The 23,036-nt window shown below is 57.3% G+C and carries 16 protein-coding genes; 15 read left to right on the top strand and 1 reads right to left on the bottom strand.

Translation table 11 applies throughout. From position 1 onward, the window contains the following. Positions 1–2 precede the first annotated feature (2 nt). The 11 genes from sdhA (at position 3) to rluB (ending at position 14,431) form a co-directional block, all read left to right on the top strand. Positions 3–1,775, top strand: a complete 1,773-nt coding sequence (gene sdhA, locus QPM17_RS18190; RefSeq protein ID WP_285392558.1) for a succinate dehydrogenase flavoprotein subunit — start codon at positions 3–5, stop codon at positions 1,773–1,775. Positions 1,776–1,788: 13 nt separating this feature from the next. Continuing rightward, positions 1,789–2,493: a succinate dehydrogenase iron-sulfur subunit gene (locus QPM17_RS18185; RefSeq protein ID WP_285392556.1), complete on the top strand. Its 705-nt coding sequence runs from the start codon at positions 1,789–1,791 to the stop codon at positions 2,491–2,493. Between the two features lie 310 nt (positions 2,494–2,803). Next, on the top strand, positions 2,804–5,641 hold the full coding sequence (locus QPM17_RS18180) for a 2-oxoglutarate dehydrogenase E1 component (RefSeq protein WP_285392554.1): 2,838 nt from the start codon (positions 2,804–2,806) through the stop codon (positions 5,639–5,641). Between the two features lie 25 nt (positions 5,642–5,666). Further along, positions 5,667–6,905 carry a 2-oxoglutarate dehydrogenase complex dihydrolipoyllysine-residue succinyltransferase gene (gene odhB, locus QPM17_RS18175; protein WP_285392552.1) on the top strand — a complete coding sequence of 413 codons (1,239 nt, stop codon included), beginning with the start codon at positions 5,667–5,669 and terminating at the stop codon, positions 6,903–6,905. A gap of 35 nt (positions 6,906–6,940) precedes the next feature. Further along, positions 6,941–8,380 carry a dihydrolipoyl dehydrogenase gene (gene lpdA / locus QPM17_RS18170; RefSeq protein ID WP_285392551.1) on the top strand — a complete coding sequence of 480 codons (1,440 nt, stop codon included), beginning with the start codon at positions 6,941–6,943 and terminating at the stop codon, positions 8,378–8,380. Positions 8,381–8,414: 34 nt separating this feature from the next. After that, complete coding sequence (gene sucC, locus QPM17_RS18165) at positions 8,415–9,581, top strand: ADP-forming succinate--CoA ligase subunit beta (protein WP_285392549.1); 1,167 nt, start codon at positions 8,415–8,417, stop codon at positions 9,579–9,581. Continuing rightward, positions 9,581–10,453, top strand: coding sequence for a succinate--CoA ligase subunit alpha (sucD, locus tag QPM17_RS18160; RefSeq protein ID WP_285392547.1), 873 nt, complete (start codon positions 9,581–9,583; stop codon positions 10,451–10,453). Before sucC ends, sucD begins: the two co-directional genes overlap by 1 nt. 180 nt (positions 10,454–10,633) lie before the next feature. Beyond that, positions 10,634–11,848 carry a tryptophan--tRNA ligase gene (locus QPM17_RS18155; RefSeq protein ID WP_285392545.1) on the top strand — a complete coding sequence of 405 codons (1,215 nt, stop codon included), beginning with the start codon at positions 10,634–10,636 and terminating at the stop codon, positions 11,846–11,848. Positions 11,849–11,877: 29 nt separating this feature from the next. Continuing rightward, positions 11,878–12,723, top strand: coding sequence for a segregation and condensation protein A (locus QPM17_RS18150; RefSeq protein ID WP_285392544.1), 846 nt, complete (start codon positions 11,878–11,880; stop codon positions 12,721–12,723). A gap of 40 nt (positions 12,724–12,763) precedes the next feature. Continuing rightward, positions 12,764–13,426 (top strand): SMC-Scp complex subunit ScpB, encoded by a 663-nt coding sequence (gene scpB / locus QPM17_RS18145; protein WP_285392542.1) that lies wholly within the window; start codon positions 12,764–12,766, stop codon positions 13,424–13,426. A 36-nt stretch (positions 13,427–13,462) separates the two neighbouring features. Continuing rightward, positions 13,463–14,431, top strand: a complete 969-nt coding sequence (rluB, locus tag QPM17_RS18140; RefSeq protein WP_285392540.1) for a 23S rRNA pseudouridine(2605) synthase RluB — start codon at positions 13,463–13,465, stop codon at positions 14,429–14,431. Here the strand turns inward: rluB and QPM17_RS18135 are convergent, their stop codons facing one another. Continuing rightward, positions 14,432–15,361 (bottom strand): GGDEF domain-containing protein, encoded by a 930-nt coding sequence (locus tag QPM17_RS18135; protein ID WP_285392538.1) that lies wholly within the window; start codon positions 15,359–15,361, stop codon positions 14,432–14,434. Between the two features lie 275 nt (positions 15,362–15,636). On the opposite strand from QPM17_RS18135, the gene QPM17_RS18130 reads away from it, so the two are divergent. The 4 genes from QPM17_RS18130 to ligA all read left to right on the top strand — a co-directional run bounded on the left by QPM17_RS18130 (position 15,637) and on the right by ligA (position 23,033). Next, positions 15,637–16,320 (top strand): GntR family transcriptional regulator, encoded by a 684-nt coding sequence (locus QPM17_RS18130; RefSeq protein ID WP_285392536.1) that lies wholly within the window; start codon positions 15,637–15,639, stop codon positions 16,318–16,320. 1 nt (position 16,321) lies between these two features. Further along, on the top strand, positions 16,322–19,816 hold the full coding sequence (gene smc, locus QPM17_RS18125) for a chromosome segregation protein SMC (protein ID WP_285392534.1): 3,495 nt from the start codon (positions 16,322–16,324) through the stop codon (positions 19,814–19,816). Positions 19,817–19,947: 131 nt separating this feature from the next. Then, positions 19,948–21,003 carry a cell division protein ZipA gene (gene zipA / locus QPM17_RS18120; RefSeq protein WP_285392532.1) on the top strand — a complete coding sequence of 352 codons (1,056 nt, stop codon included), beginning with the start codon at positions 19,948–19,950 and terminating at the stop codon, positions 21,001–21,003. Further along, positions 21,000–23,033 carry an NAD-dependent DNA ligase LigA gene (ligA, locus tag QPM17_RS18115; RefSeq protein ID WP_285392529.1) on the top strand — a complete coding sequence of 678 codons (2,034 nt, stop codon included), beginning with the start codon at positions 21,000–21,002 and terminating at the stop codon, positions 23,031–23,033. Before zipA ends, ligA begins: the two co-directional genes overlap by 4 nt. Positions 23,034–23,036: the final 3 nt, after the last annotated feature.

The raw sequence follows: 23,036 nt of genomic DNA, 5'->3' as shown, positions 1-23,036 counted from the left end.
TAATGGCTAATATCAAGACCATGTCTTATGACGCGATTGTTATCGGTGGTGGCGGTGCCGGTATGCGTGCCGCCCTTCAGTTGACCGAATCCGGCGTCAATACCGCGTGTATCACCAAGGTTTTCCCGACACGTTCCCATACGGTGTCTGCCCAGGGTGGTATTACCTGCGCTATCGCCAGTGCCGATCCAAACGATGACTGGCGCTGGCACATGTACGATACCGTCAAGGGTTCCGACTATATCGGCGACCAGGACGCTATCGAGTACATGTGCTCTGTCGGCCCTCAGGCGGTTTTTGAGCTTGAGCACATGGGCCTGCCGTTCTCCCGCACCGAGCAGGGCCGTATTTACCAGCGTCCTTTCGGTGGTCAGTCCAAGGGGCCGGATAACCCCGCCCAGGCTGCCCGTACCTGCGCCGCTGCTGACCGTACCGGTCACGCGTTGTTGCACACTCTGTATCAGGCGAACCTGAAAGGTGGTACCACTTTCCTGAATGAGTGGTACGCGGTTGATCTGGTCAAGAACAGCAAGAACGAAGTGGTTGGTGTTGTTGCCATCGAGATCGAAACCGGCGAAGTGGCCTATATCAAGTCCAAGGCTACGGTTCTGGCAACTGGTGGTGCGGGTCGTATTTACGCTTCCACCACAAACGCCCTGATTAATACCGGTGACGGCATCGGCATGGCGCTGCGTGCCGGCTTCCCGATGCAGGATATGGAAATGTGGCAGTTCCACCCCACCGGTATTCATGGTGCGGGCACACTGGTGACCGAAGGTTGCCGCGGTGAGGGCGGTTACCTGATCAACTCTGAGGGTGAGCGCTTCATGGAGCGTTACGCGCCGAACGCAAAAGACCTCGCGGGACGAGATGTTGTTGCCCGTTCCATGGTTATCGAGATCCTGGAAGGCCGCGGATGTGGCCCGGAGAAGGATCACGTTCTGCTGAAGCTTGATCACCTTGGTGAAGAGACCCTGAATCTGCGCCTGCCGGGCATCTGCGAATTGTCCCGGACTTTCGCACACGTGGATCCGGTAAAAGAGCCGGTGCCGGTAGTGCCTACCTGTCACTATATGATGGGCGGTATTCCCACCAACGTGGGTGGTCAGGCACTGACCCAGGATGAAAACGGCAACGACAAGCCGATTCCCGGGCTGTTTGCCTGTGGTGAGGCTGCCTGCGTTTCCGTACACGGTGCCAACCGTCTGGGCGGTAACTCGTTGCTCGACCTGGTGGTATTCGGGCGTGCGGCCGGCCTGCACATCGAAGAGCAGCTACGTGGTGGCTTCGACGTCGATGGCGCCAGCGAGGAAGACATCAAGAATGCCATGGCCCGCCTGGATCGCCTGAACAATGCGTCTGAAGGTGAGAGTGTTGCCGAGGTCCGCAAGGACCTGCAGAGCTGTATGCAGCTGTACTTCGGCGTATTCCGTGACGGTAAGAGCATGGAAGAAGGTCTCAAGAAGCTGGAATCCATCGGTGAGCGTGTTCGCAACACCAAGCTTGCGGACACCAGTAGCGCCTTCAACACCGCCCGTATTGAAGCTCTGGAGCTGGACAACCTGTACGAAGTTGCCCTGGCAACAGCTGTTTCAGCCTTCGAGCGTAAAGAGAGTCGTGGTGCTCACGCCCGTAATGACTTTACAGAGCGTGATGACGAGAACTGGCTGAAGCATTCGCTTTACTTCCCGCTGGACAAGCGTGTTGGCAAGCGAGACGTAAACTTCGCTCCGAAAACGGTTGATACTTTCCAGCCGAAGATCCGGACTTACTAAGGGGGATTGAGCAATGTTAGTAAGCCTGTACCGCTATAACCCGGAAACAGACAATGCGCCCTACATGCAGGACGTAGAGCTGAACGTCCCGGAAGGCAAGGACCTGATGGTTCTCGACGTCCTGAACCTGATCAAGGAACAGGACCCCTCAATGGCTTACCGCCGTTCCTGTCGGGAAGGTGTCTGTGGGTCAGATGGGATGAACATGAACGGCAAGAACGGTCTGGCCTGTATTACCCCGCTGTCCGAGGTTCTGAAGAACAACAAGCTGGTTTTGCGCCCGCTGCCCGGCCTGCCGGTTATTCGCGACCTCGTGGTCGACATGAGTCTTTTCTACAAACAGTATGAAAAGGTTATGCCGTACCTGGTTAACGATAACCCACCGCCTGCCATTGAGCGTTACCAGTCTCCGGAGGACCGGGAAAAGCTGGACGGCCTGTACGAGTGTATTCTCTGTGCCTGCTGTTCTACGGCTTGCCCGTCCTTCTGGTGGAACCCGGACAAGTTCATTGGTCCGGCGGGTTTGCTGCAGGCCTATCGTTTTCTGGCGGACAGCCGGGATACGGCCCAGGAGGAGAGGCTTGCCAACCTTGATGACCCGTTCAGCGTATTCCGCTGCCGCGGTATCATGAACTGTGTCAGTGTCTGCCCCAAAGGCCTCAACCCGACAAGGGCAATCGGCCACATCCGCAATCTTCTGCTTCAGCGGGCGACGTAAGCAGAATCTGACACAGGCGCTATACTGTGCTGACAAGCTCGGCGCCCTGGGAGGGCCCGCAACGAAGCGGGCTCTTCAACCAAAGGCTTATAGTCAAAAGTCTTATCAGGGTGCAAACTACGCAAGCCGTGACGGGAACTCATAAAGTTCTGCCACGGCTTTGCTGAGTATAATAACCACCGGGGAACGGAAAACATCCTTGTTGGGTGTGGTGGCCACAGTCGATCCCGTAAAAACCCGTATTGACTCAGATTTACCCCTGGCCGACCATAGCCAGCTCCCCGCACCAGCCCAAGGTGAGCTATTCAAAATGCACGAAAGCATAATGGAGCAGTTATGGCAGACTTCCCACCTGCAGGGTGGAAATCTTGCCTATGTTGAAAAGCTTTTCGAAACCTACCTGACCGATCCTAATGCCATTCCTGAAGAGTGGCGCAGTTACTTCGACAAACTTCCCAGTGTGGATGGCTACAAAGGCCGCGATATAGATCATTCATCTATACGTCAACAGTTCGAGCACATTTCCCGAAATCAGCGTTTCATCGCCACCGGTGGCGTTCCTGCCAGCGCAACGGCGGATGCAGACAAGAAACAGATTCGTGTGCTTCAGCTGATCAACGCCTTTCGGTTCCGTGGCCACCAGGAAGCGAAGCTTGACCCTCTCGGGGTCTGGAAACGTCCTCAGGTGGAAGACCTCGATCCGTCATTCCATGAGCTTTCCGAAGCAGACTACGACCTTGAGTTTCAGACCGGCTCCCTGAACTTCGGTTCCGAGACCATGAAGCTCAGGGATATTGTGGACGGCCTGCGCCAGACCTATTGTGAAAGTATTGGCGCCGAATACATGCATGTCGTGGATACCCGCATCAAGCGGTGGTTCCAGCAGCGCATGGAGCCGGTCCGCTCACGGCCCAACTATGAGGCCGAGACTCGCAAGCACCTTCTGGAACGTCTTACCGCCGCCGAGGGTCTTGAGAAGTACCTGGGGTCCCGTTACCCGGGCGTCAAGCGCTTTGGTCTTGAAGGTGCTGAAAGTCTGATTCCCTGTCTCGACGAACTCATCCAGAGGGCTGGTAGCTACGGCGCCAAGGAAATTGTGTTGGGTATGGCTCACCGGGGCCGTCTCAACGTGCTGGTGAACACGCTCGGCAAGAATCCAAAAGAGCTGTTTGATGAGTTCGAGGGCAAGAAACTCGCCGACTCCGGCTCTGGTGACGTCAAATACCACCAGGGTTTCTCCTCGAATGTGATGACCGAAGGCGGTGAGATTCACCTGGCACTGGCTTTCAACCCGTCACACCTGGAGATTGTCTCACCGGTGGTTGTGGGTTCTGTTCGTGCCCGTCAGACCCGCCGGGAAGACCCCAACGGTACCCAGTGTGTGCCCATTATCATGCATGGCGACGCCGCCTTTGCCGGGCAGGGCGTGGTCATGGAAACCTTCCAGATGTCCCAGACCAGGGGCTACGGTGTTGGCGGTACCATCCATATCGTCATCAATAACCAGGTCGGTTTTACCACCAGCAAGCAGGAAGATGCCCGTTCGACCGAATACTGCACGGACGTGGCCAAGATGATCCAGGCTCCGATCCTGCATGTTAATGCGGATGATCCTGAAGCGGTGATGTTCGTGACTCAGATGGCCATGGACTATCGCCATGAGTTCAAGAATGACGTGGTGATTGATCTGGTGTGCTATCGCCGCCGCGGCCACAACGAGGCGGACGAGCCGGCTGCTACCCAGCCGGTAATGTACGACAAGATTCGCAAGCTGACCACGACCCGTAACCTGTACGCCGAGAAACTGGTGGCAGACGGGATTATCACCCAGGAAGAGTCAAAGCAGATCGAGCTGGACTACCGCGATGAGCTCGACAAGGGTGACCATGTGGTCAAGTCTCTGGTCAAGGAGCCCAACAAGGAGCTCTACGTTGACTGGACCCCTTATCTGGGCCATGAATGGACGGCGAAATGCAAGTCCAGCGTTGCCCTGAAGACGATCCAGAAGCTTGGTAAAAAGCTGACGCACATTCCAGAAGGTTTCAGTGTTCAGCGCCAGGTGTCCAAGATCATCAGTGACCGCGAGAAGATGACAGCCGGTGCCTTGCCCATCAACTGGGGCTATGGCGAGATCATGGCCTACGCCACGCTGATCAATGAAGGACATCCGATCCGTATCACCGGCCAGGATGTAGGCCGCGGCACCTTCTCCCATCGTCACGCGGTACTGCATAACCAGAAGGATGGCCAAACCCATATCGCTCTGGAGCACCTGGCGGAAGACCAGCCAAGATTCGAGATTTTCGACTCGCTGCTGTCTGAAGAAGCCGTGATGGCGTTCGAATATGGTTACGCAACAACGGCTCCAAACGGCCTGATTGTATGGGAAGCCCAGTTTGGTGATTTCGCCAATGGCGCCCAGGTGGTGATCGACCAGTTCCTGACCAGTGGCGAGCACAAGTGGGGCCGTCTGTGTGGCCTGACACTGTTGTTGCCGCATGGCTACGAGGGGCAGGGGCCAGAGCACAGCTCGGCACGCCTTGAGCGCTTCCTGCAGCTGTCTGCGGAACACAATATCCAGGTGTGCGTGCCAACAACTCCGTCCCAGGTTTTCCACATGCTGCGTCGCCAGGTCAAGCGCCCGCTACGCAAGCCGTTGGTAGCGATTACGCCCAAGAGCCTGTTGCGCCACAAGGAAGCGACCTCGGATCTCGATGACCTGACCTCAGGCACTTTCAAGACAGTGCTGCCCGAGAAAGAGCCTTCCGATCCGAAGAAAGTTACTCGTCTGATCCTGTGCAGTGGCAAGGTCTATTTTGACCTGCTGGAGCGCAAGAAGGCAGACGAGCGGGATGATGTTGCGATCGTTCGTATTGAGCAACTGTATCCGTTCCCGGGAGAGGATCTGGATGAGCTCCTGAGCCAGTACAACAAGCTCAAGCACGTGGTCTGGTGTCAGGAAGAGCCCATGAACCAGGGTGCCTGGTATTGCAGCCAGCATCATATGAGAAATGCGCTGCATCGCCACAACCCAAAACTGTATCTTCAGTATGCCGGTCGTGACGCTTCTGCTGCTCCAGCCTGTGGACATATGTCGGTTCACATTGAAGAGCAGAAAAAGCTGGTTAACGACGCGTTTGAAATCTGACGAGCTACCGAACTAAGGACCCGAGATGTCAACAGAAATAAAAGCCCCCGTATTCCCAGAGTCGGTCGCAGAGGGAACCGTTGCAACCTGGCACAAGCAGCCTGGTGAAGCCTGTTCACGTGACGAGCTGATTGTCGATATTGAAACTGACAAGGTCGTGCTCGAAGTGGTAGCTCCGGCTGATGGTGTGATTGAGGAAATACTCAAGGGCGAAGGCGACACTGTCGAAAGCGGAGAAGTGGTCGGCACATTCAAGGAAGGCGCCGCTGGTGAATCAAAGCCTGCAGCCAAAGACGAGGGCGGAAAAGAGGAAGGCAAAAAGGAAGAGGCCTCTGAAGAGCCTGCCAAGTCCTCCGGTGAAGCCATACTCAGCCCGGCTGCCCGTAAACTGGCAGAAGAGAACGATGTCAATCCGGATGCCGTGAAAGGTACTGGTAAAGACGGCCGTGTAACCAAGGAAGATGTTCAGAATCATATTGATGCTGGAAAATCTTCAGGTTCTACTTCAGCTGCCCAGGAGAAGCCCGCCGGCGATATGCCGCAGGTGGATCTGGGCTCCGGCGAGCGTCCTGAAAAGCGTGTGCCGATGACACGCCTGCGCGCCAGCATTGCCAAGCGCCTGGTCAATGCCCAGCAGACAGCCGCCATGCTCACCACGTTCAATGAAGTGAACATGGGCCCGGTCATGGAGCTTCGCAAGCAGTACAAGGAGAGCTTCGAGAAGCGTCACGGCGTCAAGCTCGGCTTTATGTCGTTCTTTACCAAGGCTGCCACCGAAGCCTTGAAGCGCTTCCCGGCGGTAAATGCGTCCATCGACGGTAACGACATGGTTTACCATGGCTACCAGGATATCGGTATTGCGGTTTCAAGTGACCGTGGCCTGGTGGTTCCTGTTGTGCGTGACACCGATGCTCTCGGCCTCGCCGACATTGAGAAGAAGATCGTCGAGTATGGAACCAAGGCAAAAGACGGCAAGCTTGGCATTGAGGAGATGACCGGCGGCACCTTCACTATCACCAACGGTGGTATTTTTGGCTCCCTGATTTCCACTCCGATCCTGAACCCGCCGCAGACAGCGATTCTGGGCATGCACAAGATCCAGGAGCGCCCGATGGCGGTGAACGGCAAGGTGGAAATCCAGCCGATGATGTATCTGGCGCTTTCCTACGACCACCGCATGATCGATGGTAAGGAAGCAGTGCAGTTCCTGGTAGCCATCAAGGAAATGCTTGAGGATCCGGCACGTATTCTGCTGGACGTCTGAGCCGACAATTAACAAATTGGATAACGGGATAAAACATGTCTGACAAGTACGACGTAATCGTCATTGGCGCTGGCCCTGGCGGCTATGTTGCCGCAATCAAGGCAGCGCAGCTGGGCCTGAAAACTGCGTGTATCGAATCCTGGACCGATAAGGAAGGTAAGCACCGGCTCGGCGGTACCTGCCTGAATGTGGGTTGTATTCCTTCGAAGGCATTGCTGGAGATTTCCCACAAGTACGAGGAAGCTCAGCACGGTTTTGCTGACCAGGGCATCGTTGCAAAAGATGTCAAGATGGATATCGGCAAGATGATGGAGCGCAAGGATGGCATCGTGAACCAACTCACCGGTGGTATCGGCGGCCTGTTCAAGGCGAACGGCGTAACGTCGATTCAAGGCCACGGTAAGTTGCTTGCCAACCGCAAGGTTGAGGTGACGGACAAGGATGGCAAGGCCACCACCTACGAGGCTGATAACGTCATCATCGCAACAGGTTCCAAGCCGATCCAGATTCCGCCCGCGCCTTTTGACGGTGAACATATTGTGGACTCCGAGGGTGCACTGGAATTCACTGAAGTGCCCAAGCGCCTCGGTGTTATCGGCGCTGGTGTTATCGGCCTTGAGCTTGGCAGTGTCTGGGCACGCCTGGGTTCTGAGGTTACGGTGCTTGAAGCTGTGGACACGTTCCTTCCGGCCATTGATCAGCAGGTCGCCAAGGATGCGTTGAAACAGTTCCAGAAACAGGGCCTGAACATTGTGTTGGGCGCTCGCATGACCGGTGCTGAAGTGAAGCGCAAACTGGTCAACGTGACCTATGAGGATTCCAAGGGCAAGCAGGAAGCCAAGTTCGACAAGCTGATCGTTGCCGTTGGTCGTCGCCCATACACCGATAACCTGTTGTCTGAAGACTCCGGTGTGCAGATGGACGAGCGTGGTTTCATTTTTGTAGACGACAACTGCAAGACCGAAGCTCCGGGTGTCTGGGCTGTTGGTGATGTGGTTCGTGGCCCAATGCTGGCGCACAAGGCGTCTGAAGAAGGCGTCATGGTTGCCGAGCGCATTGCAGGACACAAGCCGCAGGTCAACTATGACTGCATCCCGAACGTCATCTACACCTCGCCGGAAGTTGCCTGGGTCGGCAAGACCGAAGAGGAAATGAAGGCTGAAGGTGAGGAATACAACGTGGGTACCTTTCCGTTTGCTGCCAATGGTCGCGCCATGGCTGCAAACTCCGCATCGGGCATGGTGAAGATCATCGCCGATGCAAAAACCGACCGTATCGTCGGTTTCCATGTGGTGGGTCCCCAGGCGTCTGAAATCGTGGCTCAGGGTGTTATCGCCATGGAGTTCGGTTCCAGCGCCGAAGATCTGGCCCTGACCTGCTTTGCTCATCCGACTCTGTCGGAATCCGTGCACGAAGCAGCTCTGGGTGTTGCCGGTGGAGCGATTCATATCGCAAACCGTCGCAAAAAGAAGTAACGCAAACCAGGAATTTTAATTCGGGACATTGACTATGAATTTGCATGAATATCAGGGCAAGCAGCTGTTCGCTGAATATGGCCTGCCAGTATCCAAGGGCATCGCCTGCGAAACCCCTAAAGATGCAGTGGCTGCTGCTGACGAAATCGGCGGTGACGCCTGGGTTGTAAAGGCCCAGGTACACGCCGGTGGCCGCGGCAAGGCCGGCGGTGTGAAACTGGTCAAGAGCAAAGACGAGATCCGTGCCTTTGCCGAGAATTGGCTTGGCAAGAACCTGGTGACCTACCAGACCGACGAAAATGGCCAGCCGGTCAGCAAGATTCTTGTTGAGTCCCTTACCGATATCGACCAGGAGCTGTATCTGGGTGCGGTTGTAGACCGCGGCACCCGTCGTATCGTGTTCATGGCTTCCACCGAGGGTGGCGTCGAGATCGAAAAGGTGGCTGAAGAAACCCCTGAGAAGATCCTCAAAGCCGAGATTGATCCGCTGGTCGGTGCGCAGCCGTACCAGGGCCGTGAGTTGGCTTTCAAACTGGGCCTGGAAGGTAAGCAGATCGGTCAGTTCACCAAGATCTTCCTTGGCCTGGCAAAGCTGTTTGAAGAGTGCGACCTGGCGCTGGTGGAGATCAACCCGCTGGTCATTACGCCGGCCGGTGACCTGCACTGTCTCGATGCCAAGATCGGTGTTGACGGCAACGCCCTGTACCGCCAGAAGAAAATCCACGAAATGCACGATCCCTCCCAGGAAGATTCCCGGGAAGCGGAAGCTGCCAAGTGGGAACTCAACTACGTGGCGCTGGAAGGCAACATCGGCTGCATGGTTAACGGCGCTGGCCTGGCCATGGGCACCATGGACATCATCAAGCTGTCCGGCGGCCAGCCTGCGAACTTCCTGGACGTTGGCGGCGGTGCGACCAAGGAACGTGTTTCCGAGGCTTTCAAGATCATCCTGTCTGACACCAACGTCAAGGCCGTTCTGGTTAACATCTTCGGGGGCATTGTCCGCTGTGACATGATTGCCGAGGGCATTATCGGTGCCGTGAAAGACGTTGGCGTCAAGGTTCCTGTGGTCGTGCGTCTGGAAGGCAACAACGCCGAGAAGGGCACACAAGTACTCGCCGACAGTGGCCTGAACATCATCGCTGCCACCAGTCTGTCCAATGCGGCAGAACAAGTCGTTAAAGCCGCAGGGGGTAAATAATGAGCATCCTGATTAACAAAGACACGAAGGTTATCTGCCAGGGCTTTACCGGCGCACAGGGTACGTTCCACTCTGAGCAGGCGATTGAGTACGGTACCAAAATGGTTGGCGGTGTAAGCCCCGGTAAGGGCGGCACCGAGCACCTGGGCCTGCCGGTATTCAACACCGTGCGCGAAGCCGTGGAAAAAACCGGTGCAGAAGCCACCGTTATCTACGTACCGGCTCCGTTCTGCAAGGATGCCATCATTGAAGCTGCCGACGCTGGCATCCAGCTGATTGTATGCATCACTGAAGGCATTCCGACCATCGACATGCTCTACGCGAAAGAATACGTGGATCGCCAGGGCGTTCGCATGATCGGGCCGAACTGCCCTGGTGTGATCACACCGGGCGAGAGCAAAATCGGTATCATGCCGGGCCACATCCACAAGCCGGGCAAGGTGGGTATCGTATCCCGCTCAGGTACCCTGACGTACGAAGCGGTCAAGCAGACCACAGACTTCGGCTACGGCCAGTCCACCTGTGTCGGCATCGGTGGTGACCCGATCCCGGGCTCCAGTTTCATCGATATCCTGAAACTGCTGCAGGACGATCCGAAGACCGAAGCCATCGTGATGATTGGCGAGATCGGCGGTACGGCTGAAGAAGAAGCGGCAGCGTTCATCAAAGAGAACGTTACCAAGCCGGTGGTTTCTTACATTGCTGGTGTCACGGCACCTCCTGGCAAGCGTATGGGCCACGCCGGCGCCATTATTTCCGGCGGCAAGGGCACAGCTGACGAGAAGTTTGCTGCGCTGAATGATGCCGGTGTTAAAACCGTGCGTAGCCTGGCCGAAATCGGCAAGGCGCTGAAGGAAGTGACTGGCTGGTAAATTTCCGCCGGTTTCCGAAAGCCCCCGGGTCTGCCTTGCGGACTGCCGGGGGCTTTTTGTTTTGAGGCTCCAGTAGTGGGTTTTTAAAAGGTTCCTTAACGCCGGGTGCACATAAGTCTATAATGCCCGGTCAGCCTCGAATAAGATGGCTGTTCCCTATAAACAGAAGGAGTTCATGCTTTGAGTTCTGTCGATTCCCAGCAACGGATTTTGTCCGGCATGCGTCCCACCGGCAAGTTGCACCTTGGCCATTATCACGGTGTTCTGAAGAACTGGGTAAAACTCCAGCATGAATTCGAGTGCTTCTTCTTTGTCGCGGACTGGCACGCGTTGACCACCAACTACGATGATCCCAGTGGTATCCAGGAAAGTGTCTGGGACATGGTCATCGACTGGCTGGCGGCTGGAGTCAATCCCGGCTCCTCCACGCTGTTTATCCAGTCCAAAGTGCCTGAGCATGCCGAGCTGCACCTGCTTTTGTCGATGATTACGCCCCTGGGCTGGCTTGAGCGCATCCCCACGTATAAAGACCAACAGGAAAAACTGCGCGAGAAAGACCTGGCCACTTACGGTTTTCTGGGTTATCCGCTACTACAGAGCGCGGATATTCTCACGTACCGGGCAGGCCGGGTGCCCGTGGGCGCGGACCAGGTGTCTCACGTGGAAATAACCCGGGAAATTGCCCGCCGCTTCAATCATATTTATGGCCGTGAGCCCGGATTTGAAGAACAGGCTGAGGGCGCCATCGTGAAGATGGGCAAGAAGAATGCAAAGCTCTATCGCACCCTGAAAAAACGTTACCAGGAAGAGGGCGACATGGAGGCCCTGGAAACCGCTCGTGCGCTGCTCAAGGAGCAGCAGAACATCTCCCTGGGAGATCGTGAGCGGCTTTATGGTTATATTGAAGGCGGCGGCAAGGTGATCCTGCCCGAGCCCCAGCCGTTGCTGACACCGGAATCGAAAATGCCCGGGCTGGACGGCCAGAAAATGTCCAAGTCCTACAATAACTACATCGGCCTGCGCGAAGACCCCGACAGCGTATCCCAGAAGGTCCGCACCATGCAGACCGACCCTCAGCGGGTACGCCGGACCGACCCGGGTGAACCGGAAAAGTGCCCGGTGTGGGGGCTCCACAAAGTCTATTCCGATGATGATACCCGTGAATGGGTGCAAACCGGCTGCCGCTCAGCCGGCATCGGTTGCCTGGAATGCAAGAAACCGCTTATCGACTCGATCGTCGAAGAGCAGCGCCCCCTCCACGAACGCGCCCGGGAGTATGAGAGTAACCCGGACCTGGTTCGTGCCATTATCGAGGAAGGTTGCGAGCATGCCAGAGATGCGGCGCGGGATACCCTGGAAGAAGTCCGGGCGGCCATGGGGCTGAGCTACCGCTGAGTCCCGGCGATGACAATTCTGGAGACACCATGACGGACGATACCGCAGGCAAGACCGTGGCAGACGAGAGCGCAGATGCGCCTGTTGCAGCCGCTGAGCAACCGCCTCTGGCGCGGGTCTCCGGTAAACCGGTGGTGGATCTTCCCCGTGACCTGTATATACCACCTGACGCCCTGGCGGTATTCCTTGAGGCATTTGAAGGGCCGCTGGACCTGCTGCTGTACCTGATCCGGCGTCAGAACATGGATATCCTGGATATCGACGTCAGCGAAATCACAAAGCAGTACATGGATTACATTGGCGCAGTAGAAGCCATGCGGTTTGAGTTGGCTGCGGAATACCTTGTCATGGCAGCGACCTTGGCGGAGATCAAGTCGCGGATGTTGTTGCCAAGGCAGGAGGCAGAAGACGAAGAGGAAATTGATCCGCGGGCCGAACTGATTCGCCGTTTGCAGCAGTATGAGCGTTTCAAGCAGGCGGCAGAGGACATCGATGCAATGCCACGGCTGGAGCGTGACAATTTCACGGCCTCGGCCGCATTACCCAGGATGCCTTCCAGTCAGCCGCATCCGGATGTGGATCTGCGGGAGATGCTGCTGGCACTTCAGGGTGTACTGAAACGTGCGGACCTGTTTACCAGTCACCACGTTGAGAGGGAGCGGCTTTCCACCCGCGAGCGCATGTCGGCCATACTTTCGGTGTTACAGGATGATCAGTTCGTGACATTTGAAAGCCTGTTTACACCGGAAGAGGGGCGATTGGGTGTTGTGGTCAGTTTCCTGGCCACTCTCGAACTGGTCAAGGAACAGTTGATCGAAGTAGTGCAGGCCGAAGTGCTGGGCCCGATCCATGTCAGGGCCCGAGCGTCCCGCTGATCGCCCGGCATCGTGCAATCTGATATCTGGTAGTCGAACCATGAACGAAGAGAACCTCAGAAAAATTCAGGCGATCACAGAGGCGGCTCTGCTTGCTGCGGGCAAACCGCTGTCAGTGGACCAGCTGCGGGACCTGTTTGAAGAAGGGGAGCGTCCGGCACGCCAGGTCATGGAGCATGTACTGGTTCTACTGGAGCAGTCCTGTCAGGGGCGCGGGTTCGAGCTGAAGAAGGTTGCAAGCGGGTACCGACTCCAGGTGAGGGAAGAGTACGTGCCCTGGGTTGGGCGGTTGTTCGAGGAAAAGCCCCAGCGATACTCCCGTGCGCTGCTGGAAACCCTGGCTCTGGTTGCCTATCGTCAGCCTATCACCCGGGGTGAAATCGAGGACATCCGGGGGGTTACGGTCAGTAGCAATATCGTCCGTACGCTGCTTGAACGGGAATGGGTCCGGGTTGTAGGCCACCGTGATGTGCCCGGCCGGCCGGCCATGTACGCAACCACCCGGCAGTTCCTGGATTATTTTAACCTGGAGGGACTGGATCAGTTGCCTCCACTTTCCGAAATCCGGGATCTGGAAGAAATCGGGCGGGAAATCGAAAAGAACATGCAGGCCGAGATCGAGTTTGAATCATCGGCCAGAGACGCTGGCGATAACGACGGGGAAGCTGCCCCGGATTCCTCGCCAGGGCAGACACTTCACTGATGCCGCCGGCATCAGCCACTTGTTAAGGACAGATTCATGGCGGCAGATCGCCCCCGTAGACCTGAAAAGAAACAGCCGGAAGACAGTACAACAGCCGAACCGGAACGCATCCAGAAGTTATTGGCCAGGGCCGGTGTTGGTTCGCGCCGAGAGGTTGAAGGCTGGATTGAGGCCGGCCGCCTGGTTATCAATGGCCAGCCAGTGGCGCCGGGCCAGAAAGCGTCCGTCAGTGATCGTATCGAGCTGGATGGCAAGCGCCTTGATATCACGGCAGGTGCGGAAGTGCTCCGACGTGTGCTGATCTACAACAAGCCGGAAGGTGAAGTGACCACCCGCCGGGACCCGGAAGGGCGGCCGACCGTGTTCGACAGCCTTCCACGGCTCAAGGACCATCGCTGGATCGCTATTGGCAGGCTTGATATCAATACAACCGGCCTGGTTCTGTTCACCACCGACGGCGAACTTGCCAACCGGCTGATGCACCCGTCGCGCCAGATTGATCGCGAATATGCCGTGAGAGTGTTTGGCGAGGTGGACGAGGCTATGATCAAGCGGCTATTGGAGGGCGTGCTGCTGGACGATGGTATGGCCAAGTTTTCGGATATCACCGAAGCGGGTGGCAAGGGCATTAACCAGTGGTTTCATGTCACGCTGCTTGAAGGGCGTAACCGTGAGGTTCGCCGGCTCTGGGAGTCCCAGGGCGTCAGGGTCAGTCGTCTGAAACGGGTAAGGTACGGGCCGATTTTCCTGCCCAGCCGGCTTAGCGTTGGCAAATGGGAAGAGCTGGATCAGAAAGCTGTGGACTCTCTCAGTAAGGCAGTGGACCTGAAGCCAGTCGATATTCCGGCGAAAACGCCGTCCGAGCAGAAAGTTCATGACCGCCAGCGGCGGAAGCAGCCAGGTTCGGCATCGCGGAAATCCGGTAACCCACGCTGGCAGGTGGACAGCAAGGGGCCTGACCAGAAGCCCGCACGCAAGCCCTCACGCAAGGCACCAAAGCGCTAATCAGTTCCCGATAGCGGCGAAGATCCTGGTGCAGTTGCGGCCATGATCTTTCGCCCTGTACAGCGCTTCGTCTGCCCGCGCCAGCCATTGGTCGGCGGATTCGTCGGCAAGCCGCTGGGCGACACCGCAACTTGTGGTTACCGAAACATCGGTGTCGCCACAGTTGACTGAAATGGTGCTGATGAACTCACGGATCCGGTCAGCGACCGCGCGGGCACAGGTTTCGTCGGTGTGAGGCAGCAGGATGGCAAACTCCTCACCACCAAAACGATAGACACTGTCTGAATTCCGTACGGCCCTCTCCAGCTCAACCGCTGCCAGTTTAAGAATATGGTCCCCCACCACGTGGCCGTGCTGGTCATTCACCGCCTTGAAATGGTCCAGATCGCACAGAATCAGGGAATAGTCCTCGCCATGGCGGTCCCCCAGGCAGCAGGCCCGGGCCAGGGCCTCATCCATTGCGCGTTTGTTGGGCACGCCGGTGAGACAGTCCGTGAGGGCGGCCTGTTCAATGGTGATGAACTGGCATGCGTTACGAATCGGACAGATTGCGGCGGCCAGCATCAATTCAATGCCCTCCAGTTCCTGCTCTGAAAACTTCTGTCGGCGACTGAGGGAGAGAGTGCCGTAAAAGCTTCCCTCCAGGTTGAGGCGATAGTCGCAACGATGGGGGCCGCCCATACCGGTTGCATAGACAAATTCGCGGGCCGCAATCTGGTGACGGTAGTTCATGCAGTCGAATGGCACGACAGAAGCGATTTCTTCCGCGAGAATGGCAAGCTGGGTTTCCAGATTGAGTGTTGTGGAGAGCCTGCGGGTGAGGCGGGTGAGCACGTCCGGGGCCTCACTCCATTCCCGGTGAGCCTGTCTTAGTGCTGCCAGTTTTTGGGGTTGAGGTCCGGACTTGTTGATCGTTGGGATATTTTTCACTCGACGCGGCCTGTTCGAAGGTATTTTTGAGAATCGTTAAGCAAATCCCCGACCAGATCTACAATATCCCTTCAAAACAGTGAGATGGGCTTGTTATGTCAAGTGCCTTATAGGTTATTTGATGGCAAAACTGAACGCTGCGTCAACAAACCGGCAGTGAATTGCCGGCTGAACCGGATCGTTAAAATGTCGGACAAGGGATTGGGCTTGCCTGTGCCTGTGGTAAACTTCTGCGCTTATTCTTTGCTGCCAGTAGCGAGTGAGCGACGAACTCTATGAGGTTTCAGGCCCCCGAAAGTCTTTCCGAGCAGATAGCCCAGCATATCGGGCAGCGCATTGTCACCGGCGACCTCAAGCCGGGTGAGCGGATCCAGGAACTGAAGGTAGCCGGAGAACTGAACGTCAGCCGTGGTTCCGTGCGCGAGTCCCTGCTGATTCTTCAGCGCCGCCACCTGGTGGAGATCTTTCCACGCAGGGGCGCCGTGGTATCCCGTTTAACGCCGGAACTGGTAAACAGCCTCTACGATATCTATATCGACCTGCTGTGCATGTTGGGGCGCAAGGTTCTTGAGCGCTGGTCCGGCGAGCAGTTGTCAGGGGTTATGGGCCAGGTCCGCGAACTCCAGGCGGTGATCGATGCCCTTAATTCCTCCGGTGGTGATGCCGCAGAGCAGGTTATTGATGCGGGTTTCGGGGTTATGCGTTACGCCTATGGCCTGGTGGAAAATCCGTTTCTGGAAGAAACCCTGGAGAACTTCCGGCCCGCCATCAGCCGCACCTATTTTGTCGCGCTGGAGAATTTCCGCGACGAACTGGAAGAAACCGGTCGCTTTTTCCGGCAGTTGGCGGATGCGGCTGTGCGGAGCGATTCCCCAGGACTGGAAGCCGCCATCTGTGAGTTCGGCGAGCATCAGCGTCAACAGGTATTGAGCATTCTCAGGGAAGAGGTGAGCGCCTGATATGCGCCTGAAATCGATCAAGCTGTCTGGCTTCAAGTCGTTCGTAGACCCCACCACGGTGCCATTCCCCTCCAACATGACGGCGGTTGTGGGCCCCAATGGCTGTGGTAAGTCCAATATCATTGATGCGGTCCGCTGGGTCATGGGTGAAAGCTCCGCCAAGTATCTTCGCGGCGAATCCATGTCGGATGTCATTTTCAACGGCTCCAGTGCCCGCAAGCCGGTGGGGCAGGCATCCATCGAGCTGGTTTTCGATAACAGTGACGGTTCCGCGCCCGGTGAGTTTGTGCGTTTTAACGAAATATCGGTCCGCCGTCGGGTTTCCCGCGAGGGGCAATCGGAATACTTCCTTAACGGCTCCAAATGCCGGCGCCGTGATATAACAGACCTTTTCCTGGGCACCGGCCTTGGTCCCCGTAGCTATGCCATCATCGAGCAGGGCATGATTTCCAGGCTGATTGAAGCCAAGCCGGAAGAGTTGCGGGTGTACATCGAGGAGGCGGCAGGCATCTCCAAGTACAAGGAACGCCGCAAGGAAACAGAAAGCCGCATACGCCGTACCCAGGAAAACCTTGAACGCCTGACGGACCTTCGGGAAGAGCTGGGACGGCAATTGCAGCATCTGGAGCGTCAGGCCCAGGCGGCGGAAAAGTACAAGGCCTACAAGCAGGAAGAGCGCCAGAAGAAAGCCGAGCTGACGGTGTTGCGCTGGCAATCCCTCGACACCGACCTGCAAACCTGGCGCTCCCGCATCCGGGATGCCGAACTGGAGCTGGAGAAGCAGCTGTCCGAGCGTGTCGGCCTGGAAACCTCCCTGGAAAATCTGCGGGAAAGCCACCAGGATCGCAACGAGCACTTTAACAGGGCCCAGGCTCGCTATTACGAAGCCGGCGCCGATATCGCGCGAATTGAGCAAAGCCTGCAACACCAGCGTGAACGTAGCCGCCAGACGGCCGCGGAACTTGACCAGGCCATGGCGAATCAGCGGGAGCTGGCCCGGGAGCTGGAGCAGGATCAGGATAAGTTGTCGGGTATCCAGGAAGAGCTGGATATGCTGGAACCGGAGCAGGAAGCGCTGGCGCTGAAATCCGAGGAATCCGGACAGAAGCTCCAGGGCGCCGAAGACGCCATGAGTGAATGGCAGCACAACTGGGAAGATTTCAGTGCCCGTTCTTCGGATGCCCGTCGCCAGGCGGAATTGGCCCAGTCCCGAATCCGTTCCCTGGAAACCGCGATTGAACAGCTACGTACCCGTCAGCAAAGGCTGCAGGAGGAGCAGGAGCTGCTCGAAAGTCAGCTCGACCGTGCAGAACTGGATGATCTTCTGGAGCGGCAGGAAACCCTTGAGCTTCAGCGAGAGGAAGCGTCAGAACGGATCAACGTGGTCCAGGACGAGCTGCAGGAAGCACGTCACCAGCAGCGGGACGCGGAACAGGCTGCCACCGATGCACGGCAACAGGTCCAGAGTCTGTGGGCATCGCTGGAATCCCAGCAGGCCCTGCTGGATGAACAGATGGGAGGCCAGGACGATACCCTTCAGGCCTGGCTCAATGATCAGGGCCTGAGCAGCAGCCCACGGCTGGCAAAACAACTCGGAATCGAGGATGGCTGGGAATTTGCCGTTGAGCAGGTGATTGGACGGTTCACCCAGGGCCTCAGTGTGCCCGGCCTGGGCTCGGTGCAAGCGGCGATGCCTGGGGCACCCCGTGGGCTGGCGCTGGTAAATGGAGAATCCAGTGGCGCCGTTCAGGCAGAAGGGCTTGCCAGCAAGGTAACCGGTGCCGGCGGGATAGCTTCCGTGCTGGCGCTGGTGGATACCGCAGAGACCATGGAAGAGGCCCTTGACCGGCAAGGCACACTGGCGCCGGGCAGAAGCATCATTACCCGTGAGGGCGCCTGGCTTTCTGCAGACTGGATACTGATGCCGGATTCTGACGCGGCGCAGGTTGGCGTCATTGAACGCCAGAAGAAGGTCACCGCACTGGCAGAGGAACTGGAGCAGGCAGAAGCCACTCTGGAAACAGCCTCGGAGAACCTGGACCGGCTGCTGGAACAGTCCGAACGGGCGGAAGCCGCCCGGGACGAAGCCCAGGCACGGCTCGCTGATGCCGACCGGGAACTGGCCACACTGTCGTCGAAAATCAGTGGTCTTAAAGCCCGTGCTGAACAGATCGATGCCCGCTTGCAGCGTATCCGTGACGATCTCTCCGATGTCTCCTTAAGTCTTGAAGAACAGCAGGAACAGCTGCAGGAGACGCGAGAGGAATGGCAGCAGGCACTGGCATCCACGGAAGACAGTGACGAAGAGAAAGAGCGCCTGCTTGAGCGCCGGGATGTTCTGCGTGAAAATCTCGATCGCCTGCGCCAGGAGGCCCGGCACGATCGCGACCATGCCCACCAGTTACAGCTCCAGTTGCAGTCCCTGAACAGTCAGCGGGATGGCCTGCGCCAGACCATCGACCGCATGCAGTTACAGAAAGAACGCCTGGATGAGCGTCTGGATATCCTCCGTGAAAGCCGCGAAAGTGCAGAGGAACCGATCGAAGACCTGCAGATGCAGCTGGAAGGTCTGCTGGATCGTCGTCTTGCCGAGGAAGAAAAGCTGGGCGCCGCAAGGGATTCACTGGAAGAAATCGATCAGGAAGTTCGCGAAAAGGAGCAGAGTCGCAGCCGCATTGAACATACCATTCAGGACGTGAGGGCCAGCCTTGAAAAGCTGAAGATGGAGTCCCAGGCTCTTGAAATCCGCGCTGGCAACCACCTGGAGCAGTTGGAAGAACTGGATGTACGGCTCCAGGAAGTGCTGTCGACCTTGCCGGAGGATGCCAGCGAGAAGGTATGGGCAGACGAACTGGAAAAGCTTGGCTCACGCATTCAGCGTCTGGGTGCCATTAACCTGGCGGCCATTGAAGAGTACCAGGTGCAGAGCGAACGCAAGACCTACCTGGACAGCCAGCATGAAGATCTTATCGAGGCCCTGGAAACCCTGGATACTGCCATTCGCAAGATTGACCGCGAAACCCGTCAGCGTTTCAAGGAGACCTTCGATCAGGTAAACGGGGGACTGCAGGCTCTGTTCCCGAAAGTGTTCGGGGGCGGCAACGCCTACCTGGAACTGACCGGAGAGGACCTGCTGGAAACGGGTGTGACAATCATGGCCCGACCACCGGGGAAGAAAAACAGTACCATCCATCTACTCTCGGGCGGCGAGAAAGCGCTGACGGCGATCGCACTGGTATTCTCGATTTTCCAGCTCAACCCGGCTCCTTTCTGTATGCTGGATGAAGTGGATGCACCGCTGGACGACGCCAACGTGGGTCGCTATGCCAACATGGTCAAGGAAATGTCGAAACAGGTACAGTTTATCTACATCACCCATAACAAGATCGCCATGGAAATGGCTGATCAGTTGATGGGTGTTACCATGCATGAGCCGGGTTGTTCGCGGCTGGTATCGGTGGATGTGGATGAGGCTGCGGCCCTGGCTGAAGCCTGACATCGTGCCTACCGGTCAATGCTTGTGCAAAGATGACAAAAACGCCATCTGGCAAGTGTTTGCGTTGTATTCATTACAGGCTTTTCTTAGAGTAGCAACGATATCTGATCTGCAAACAGGACAGCACCACTATGTCTCTTAGGGAATGGTTAATTGCCATCGGTATCCTGGTTATTCTTGGTATCGTTATCGATGGTCTGCGCCGCATGAGGCGCGCCCGCAAGGAATCAATGGCAATTTCCTCCGGTATGGGGGCGGACGACCTTGACGAATCCCCACTGGACAAAGACTACAATCCGGAACTCCCCAACGGCGGAGCCCGAACCATTTCCCGCGATACTCTCGAAGAGCGGGGCTATGTAAAGCCGGAAAAGAACCGTCTGGCAAGGCCCGATCCCAAGCCAACCCGTCCGGTTGTCAAAAGCTCCAGAAACAAATCCCCTGAGGAGGAGCCTGCTCCGTCTGAAACGCGGGAGGCTCTCGCGGCGAGTGAGCCGGATGATACCGCCTTTGACTCCAATACCGGATGGGGCGCGGTTGATGATGAACCGGAAACGCCCCCGGCGGACGACGGGATTCTGGGAGAGCCCAGGGTTGTTGGAAGCCACGGGCCGGATGAGCCCGAGCCCCACCCCGAGGAGCCCGTTCAGGCTGTTCCCCCGACCGTCACAACGGAAGTGGAGGAGGACACCGCCCGGCGGGAGCGGGCTGCCCGCACTTCAGGTCAGCCACTGGCCGGTGCAAACCGTCCCGAAGCCCGGGAAGTGGTCGTTATCAATGTGCTGGCAAAAACCGATGAGAATTTCACCGGGCCGCGGTTGAAAGCCCTCTTTGAGGCCTGCGGCCTCGAGCACGGTGATATGGACATCTATCATCGGCACGAGCAGTCGGATACCACCAGCCCCGTTCAGTTCAGCGTTGCCAGCGCCGTGGAGCCGGGGACTTTCAAGCCGGAAGACATGCCAGAGCTGTCCACGCCGGGCATCAGTTTCTTTATGAGCATGCCGGGGCCAACCAACTCCATGCAGGCCTTCGAGTTCATGCTGGAGACGGCGCAGTGTGTGGTGCGCAACCTTGGTGGTGAACTGAAAGACGAGCGCCGAAGCGTGATGACCCCGCAAACCATTGAACACTGTCGCCAGCGCATCCGTGAATTTGAACGCAAGCAGCGATCCCCCAAAAAATGACCAAGCCTACTCCCGATGTCATCAGCCGGGCCGAAGAACTCCGGAATGTCCTCACCGAACATAACTATCGGTACTACGTTCTGGATGATCCGAAGGTGCCGGACGCAGAATACGACCGTTTGTTCCGGGAGCTGCAGGATCTGGAAGCGGAATACCCGGAGATTGTCACTCCCGATTCACCAACACGGCGTGTAGGGGCCCAGGGGGAGACCACCTTTGAGGAAGTGGTGCACCGCATTCCAATGCTGTCCCTCGATAACGCGTTCAGCGAGGAGGAATTGAGGGATTTTGACCGCCGGGTCAGAGACCGCCTGAAAACGACCGATGAGGTCGAGTATGTGTGCGAGCCCAAGCTGGATGGTCTGGCAGTCAGCCTGCATTACGAATCCGGCATACTTACCCGCGCCGCCACACGGGGTGATGGGTACACCGGGGAGGACATCACCGCCAATATCCGTACTATCCCGTCGGTACCGCTGAAGCTCCGTGGCAAGTCAGTGCCGGAACTTGTAGAGGTGCGGGGCGAGGTATATATGCCCAGGCAGGGATTTGAAGCCTTGAATAAACGGCTGGCAGACCGGGGCGAAAAGACATTTGTTAACCCCCGGAATGCGGCAGCGGGAAGTCTGCGCCAGAAAAAACCGACGGTAACAGCGCGGCGACCGCTGGAGATGTGTGCCTACAGCGTTGCTCTGGAGGATGAGAGCATGTTGCCCGCGACACACTGGGAAGGGCTTCAGCAGGTCAGAACCTGGGGGTTCCGGATAAACCCGGAAATGCGCAAGGCCAAGGGGGTCGAAGCCTGCCTGCAGGCCTACGACGATCTGATGGAAAAGCGGGAGAGCCTGCCTTACGAGATTGACGGAATTGTCTTCAAAGTGAACAGTCTGGAGCTGCAGCAGCGGCTTGGCTTTGTGTCCCGCGCACCGCGCTGGGCCATTGCCCAGAAGTTTCCGGCGCAGGAAGAACTGACCGTTATTGAAGATGTGGAATTCCAGGTAGGGCGCACCGGTGCCATTACTCCGGTTGCCCGCCTGAAACCCGTGTTTGTGGGTGGTGTTACGGTCAGCAATGCCACGCTCCACAATATGGACGAAATCCGGCGTCTGGATGCGCGGATTGGCGACACGGTGTTTGTTCGCCGGGCAGGCGATGTGATTCCTCAGGTGGTCAAGGTAGTCACCGAAAAGCGCCCGGACAACGCCCGGGTTGTTGAATTGCCGAAAAGTTGCCCGGTGTGCGATTCGGATATCGTACAGATCGAAGGTGAAGCCGTGGCTCGCTGCTCCGGCGGGCTGTTCTGTCCGGCACAGCGCAAGGAGGCCATTCGCCACTATGCGTCCCGCAAGGCTCTGGATATCGAGGGCCTGGGAGATAAGTGGATTGATATTCTGGTAGACAGGGAACTGGTGAATACCGTTGCCGACCTTTATCTGCTGAAGAAATCCGACCTGACCGGCCTGGAACGGATGGGGGAGAAGTCTGCTTCCAACCTGATCAAAGCCATAGACCGCTCCCGGCATCCGGTGCTGTGGAAGTTCGTTTATGCCCTGGGAATCCGTGAGGTTGGCGAGGCCACGGCCAAGGCTCTGGCCAGCCATTTTGGCACCCTGGAAGCCATCAGTGAGGCTGATGAAGAGGCCCTGCAGTCGGTTCCTGACGTTGGGCCCATTGTTGCCGGACATATCCGCAGCTTCTTTGATCAACCCCACAATCAGGAAACCATCCAGGCGCTCCGCGATGCGGGTGTGCAGTGGCAGACTGAAGATGTCACTGCTGACGAAAAGCCCCTGAAAGGGGAGACGTGGGTGCTTACCGGCAGCCTGTCCGGCCTGACCCGGGACGAAGCCAAGGACAGGCTCGAGTCTCTTGGCGCCAAGGTGGCGGGGAGCGTTTCCGGCAAAACCGCCTGCGTTGTCGCTGGTGAAGCGGCGGGATCGAAGCTCACCAAGGCAGAAAAACTTGGTGTGCCGGTGATGGATGAGCAGGCCTTCATGGATTTTCTGGCCACCCACGGCATTGAAAGCTGAAAC

It is taken from the genome of Marinobacter azerbaijanicus (assembly GCF_030250645.1).
GTDB lineage: Bacteria > Pseudomonadota > Gammaproteobacteria > Pseudomonadales > Oleiphilaceae > Marinobacter > Marinobacter azerbaijanicus.
Note: the sequence above shows the minus strand (reverse complement) of the source record. Positions and strands in the feature narration are given on the sequence as shown.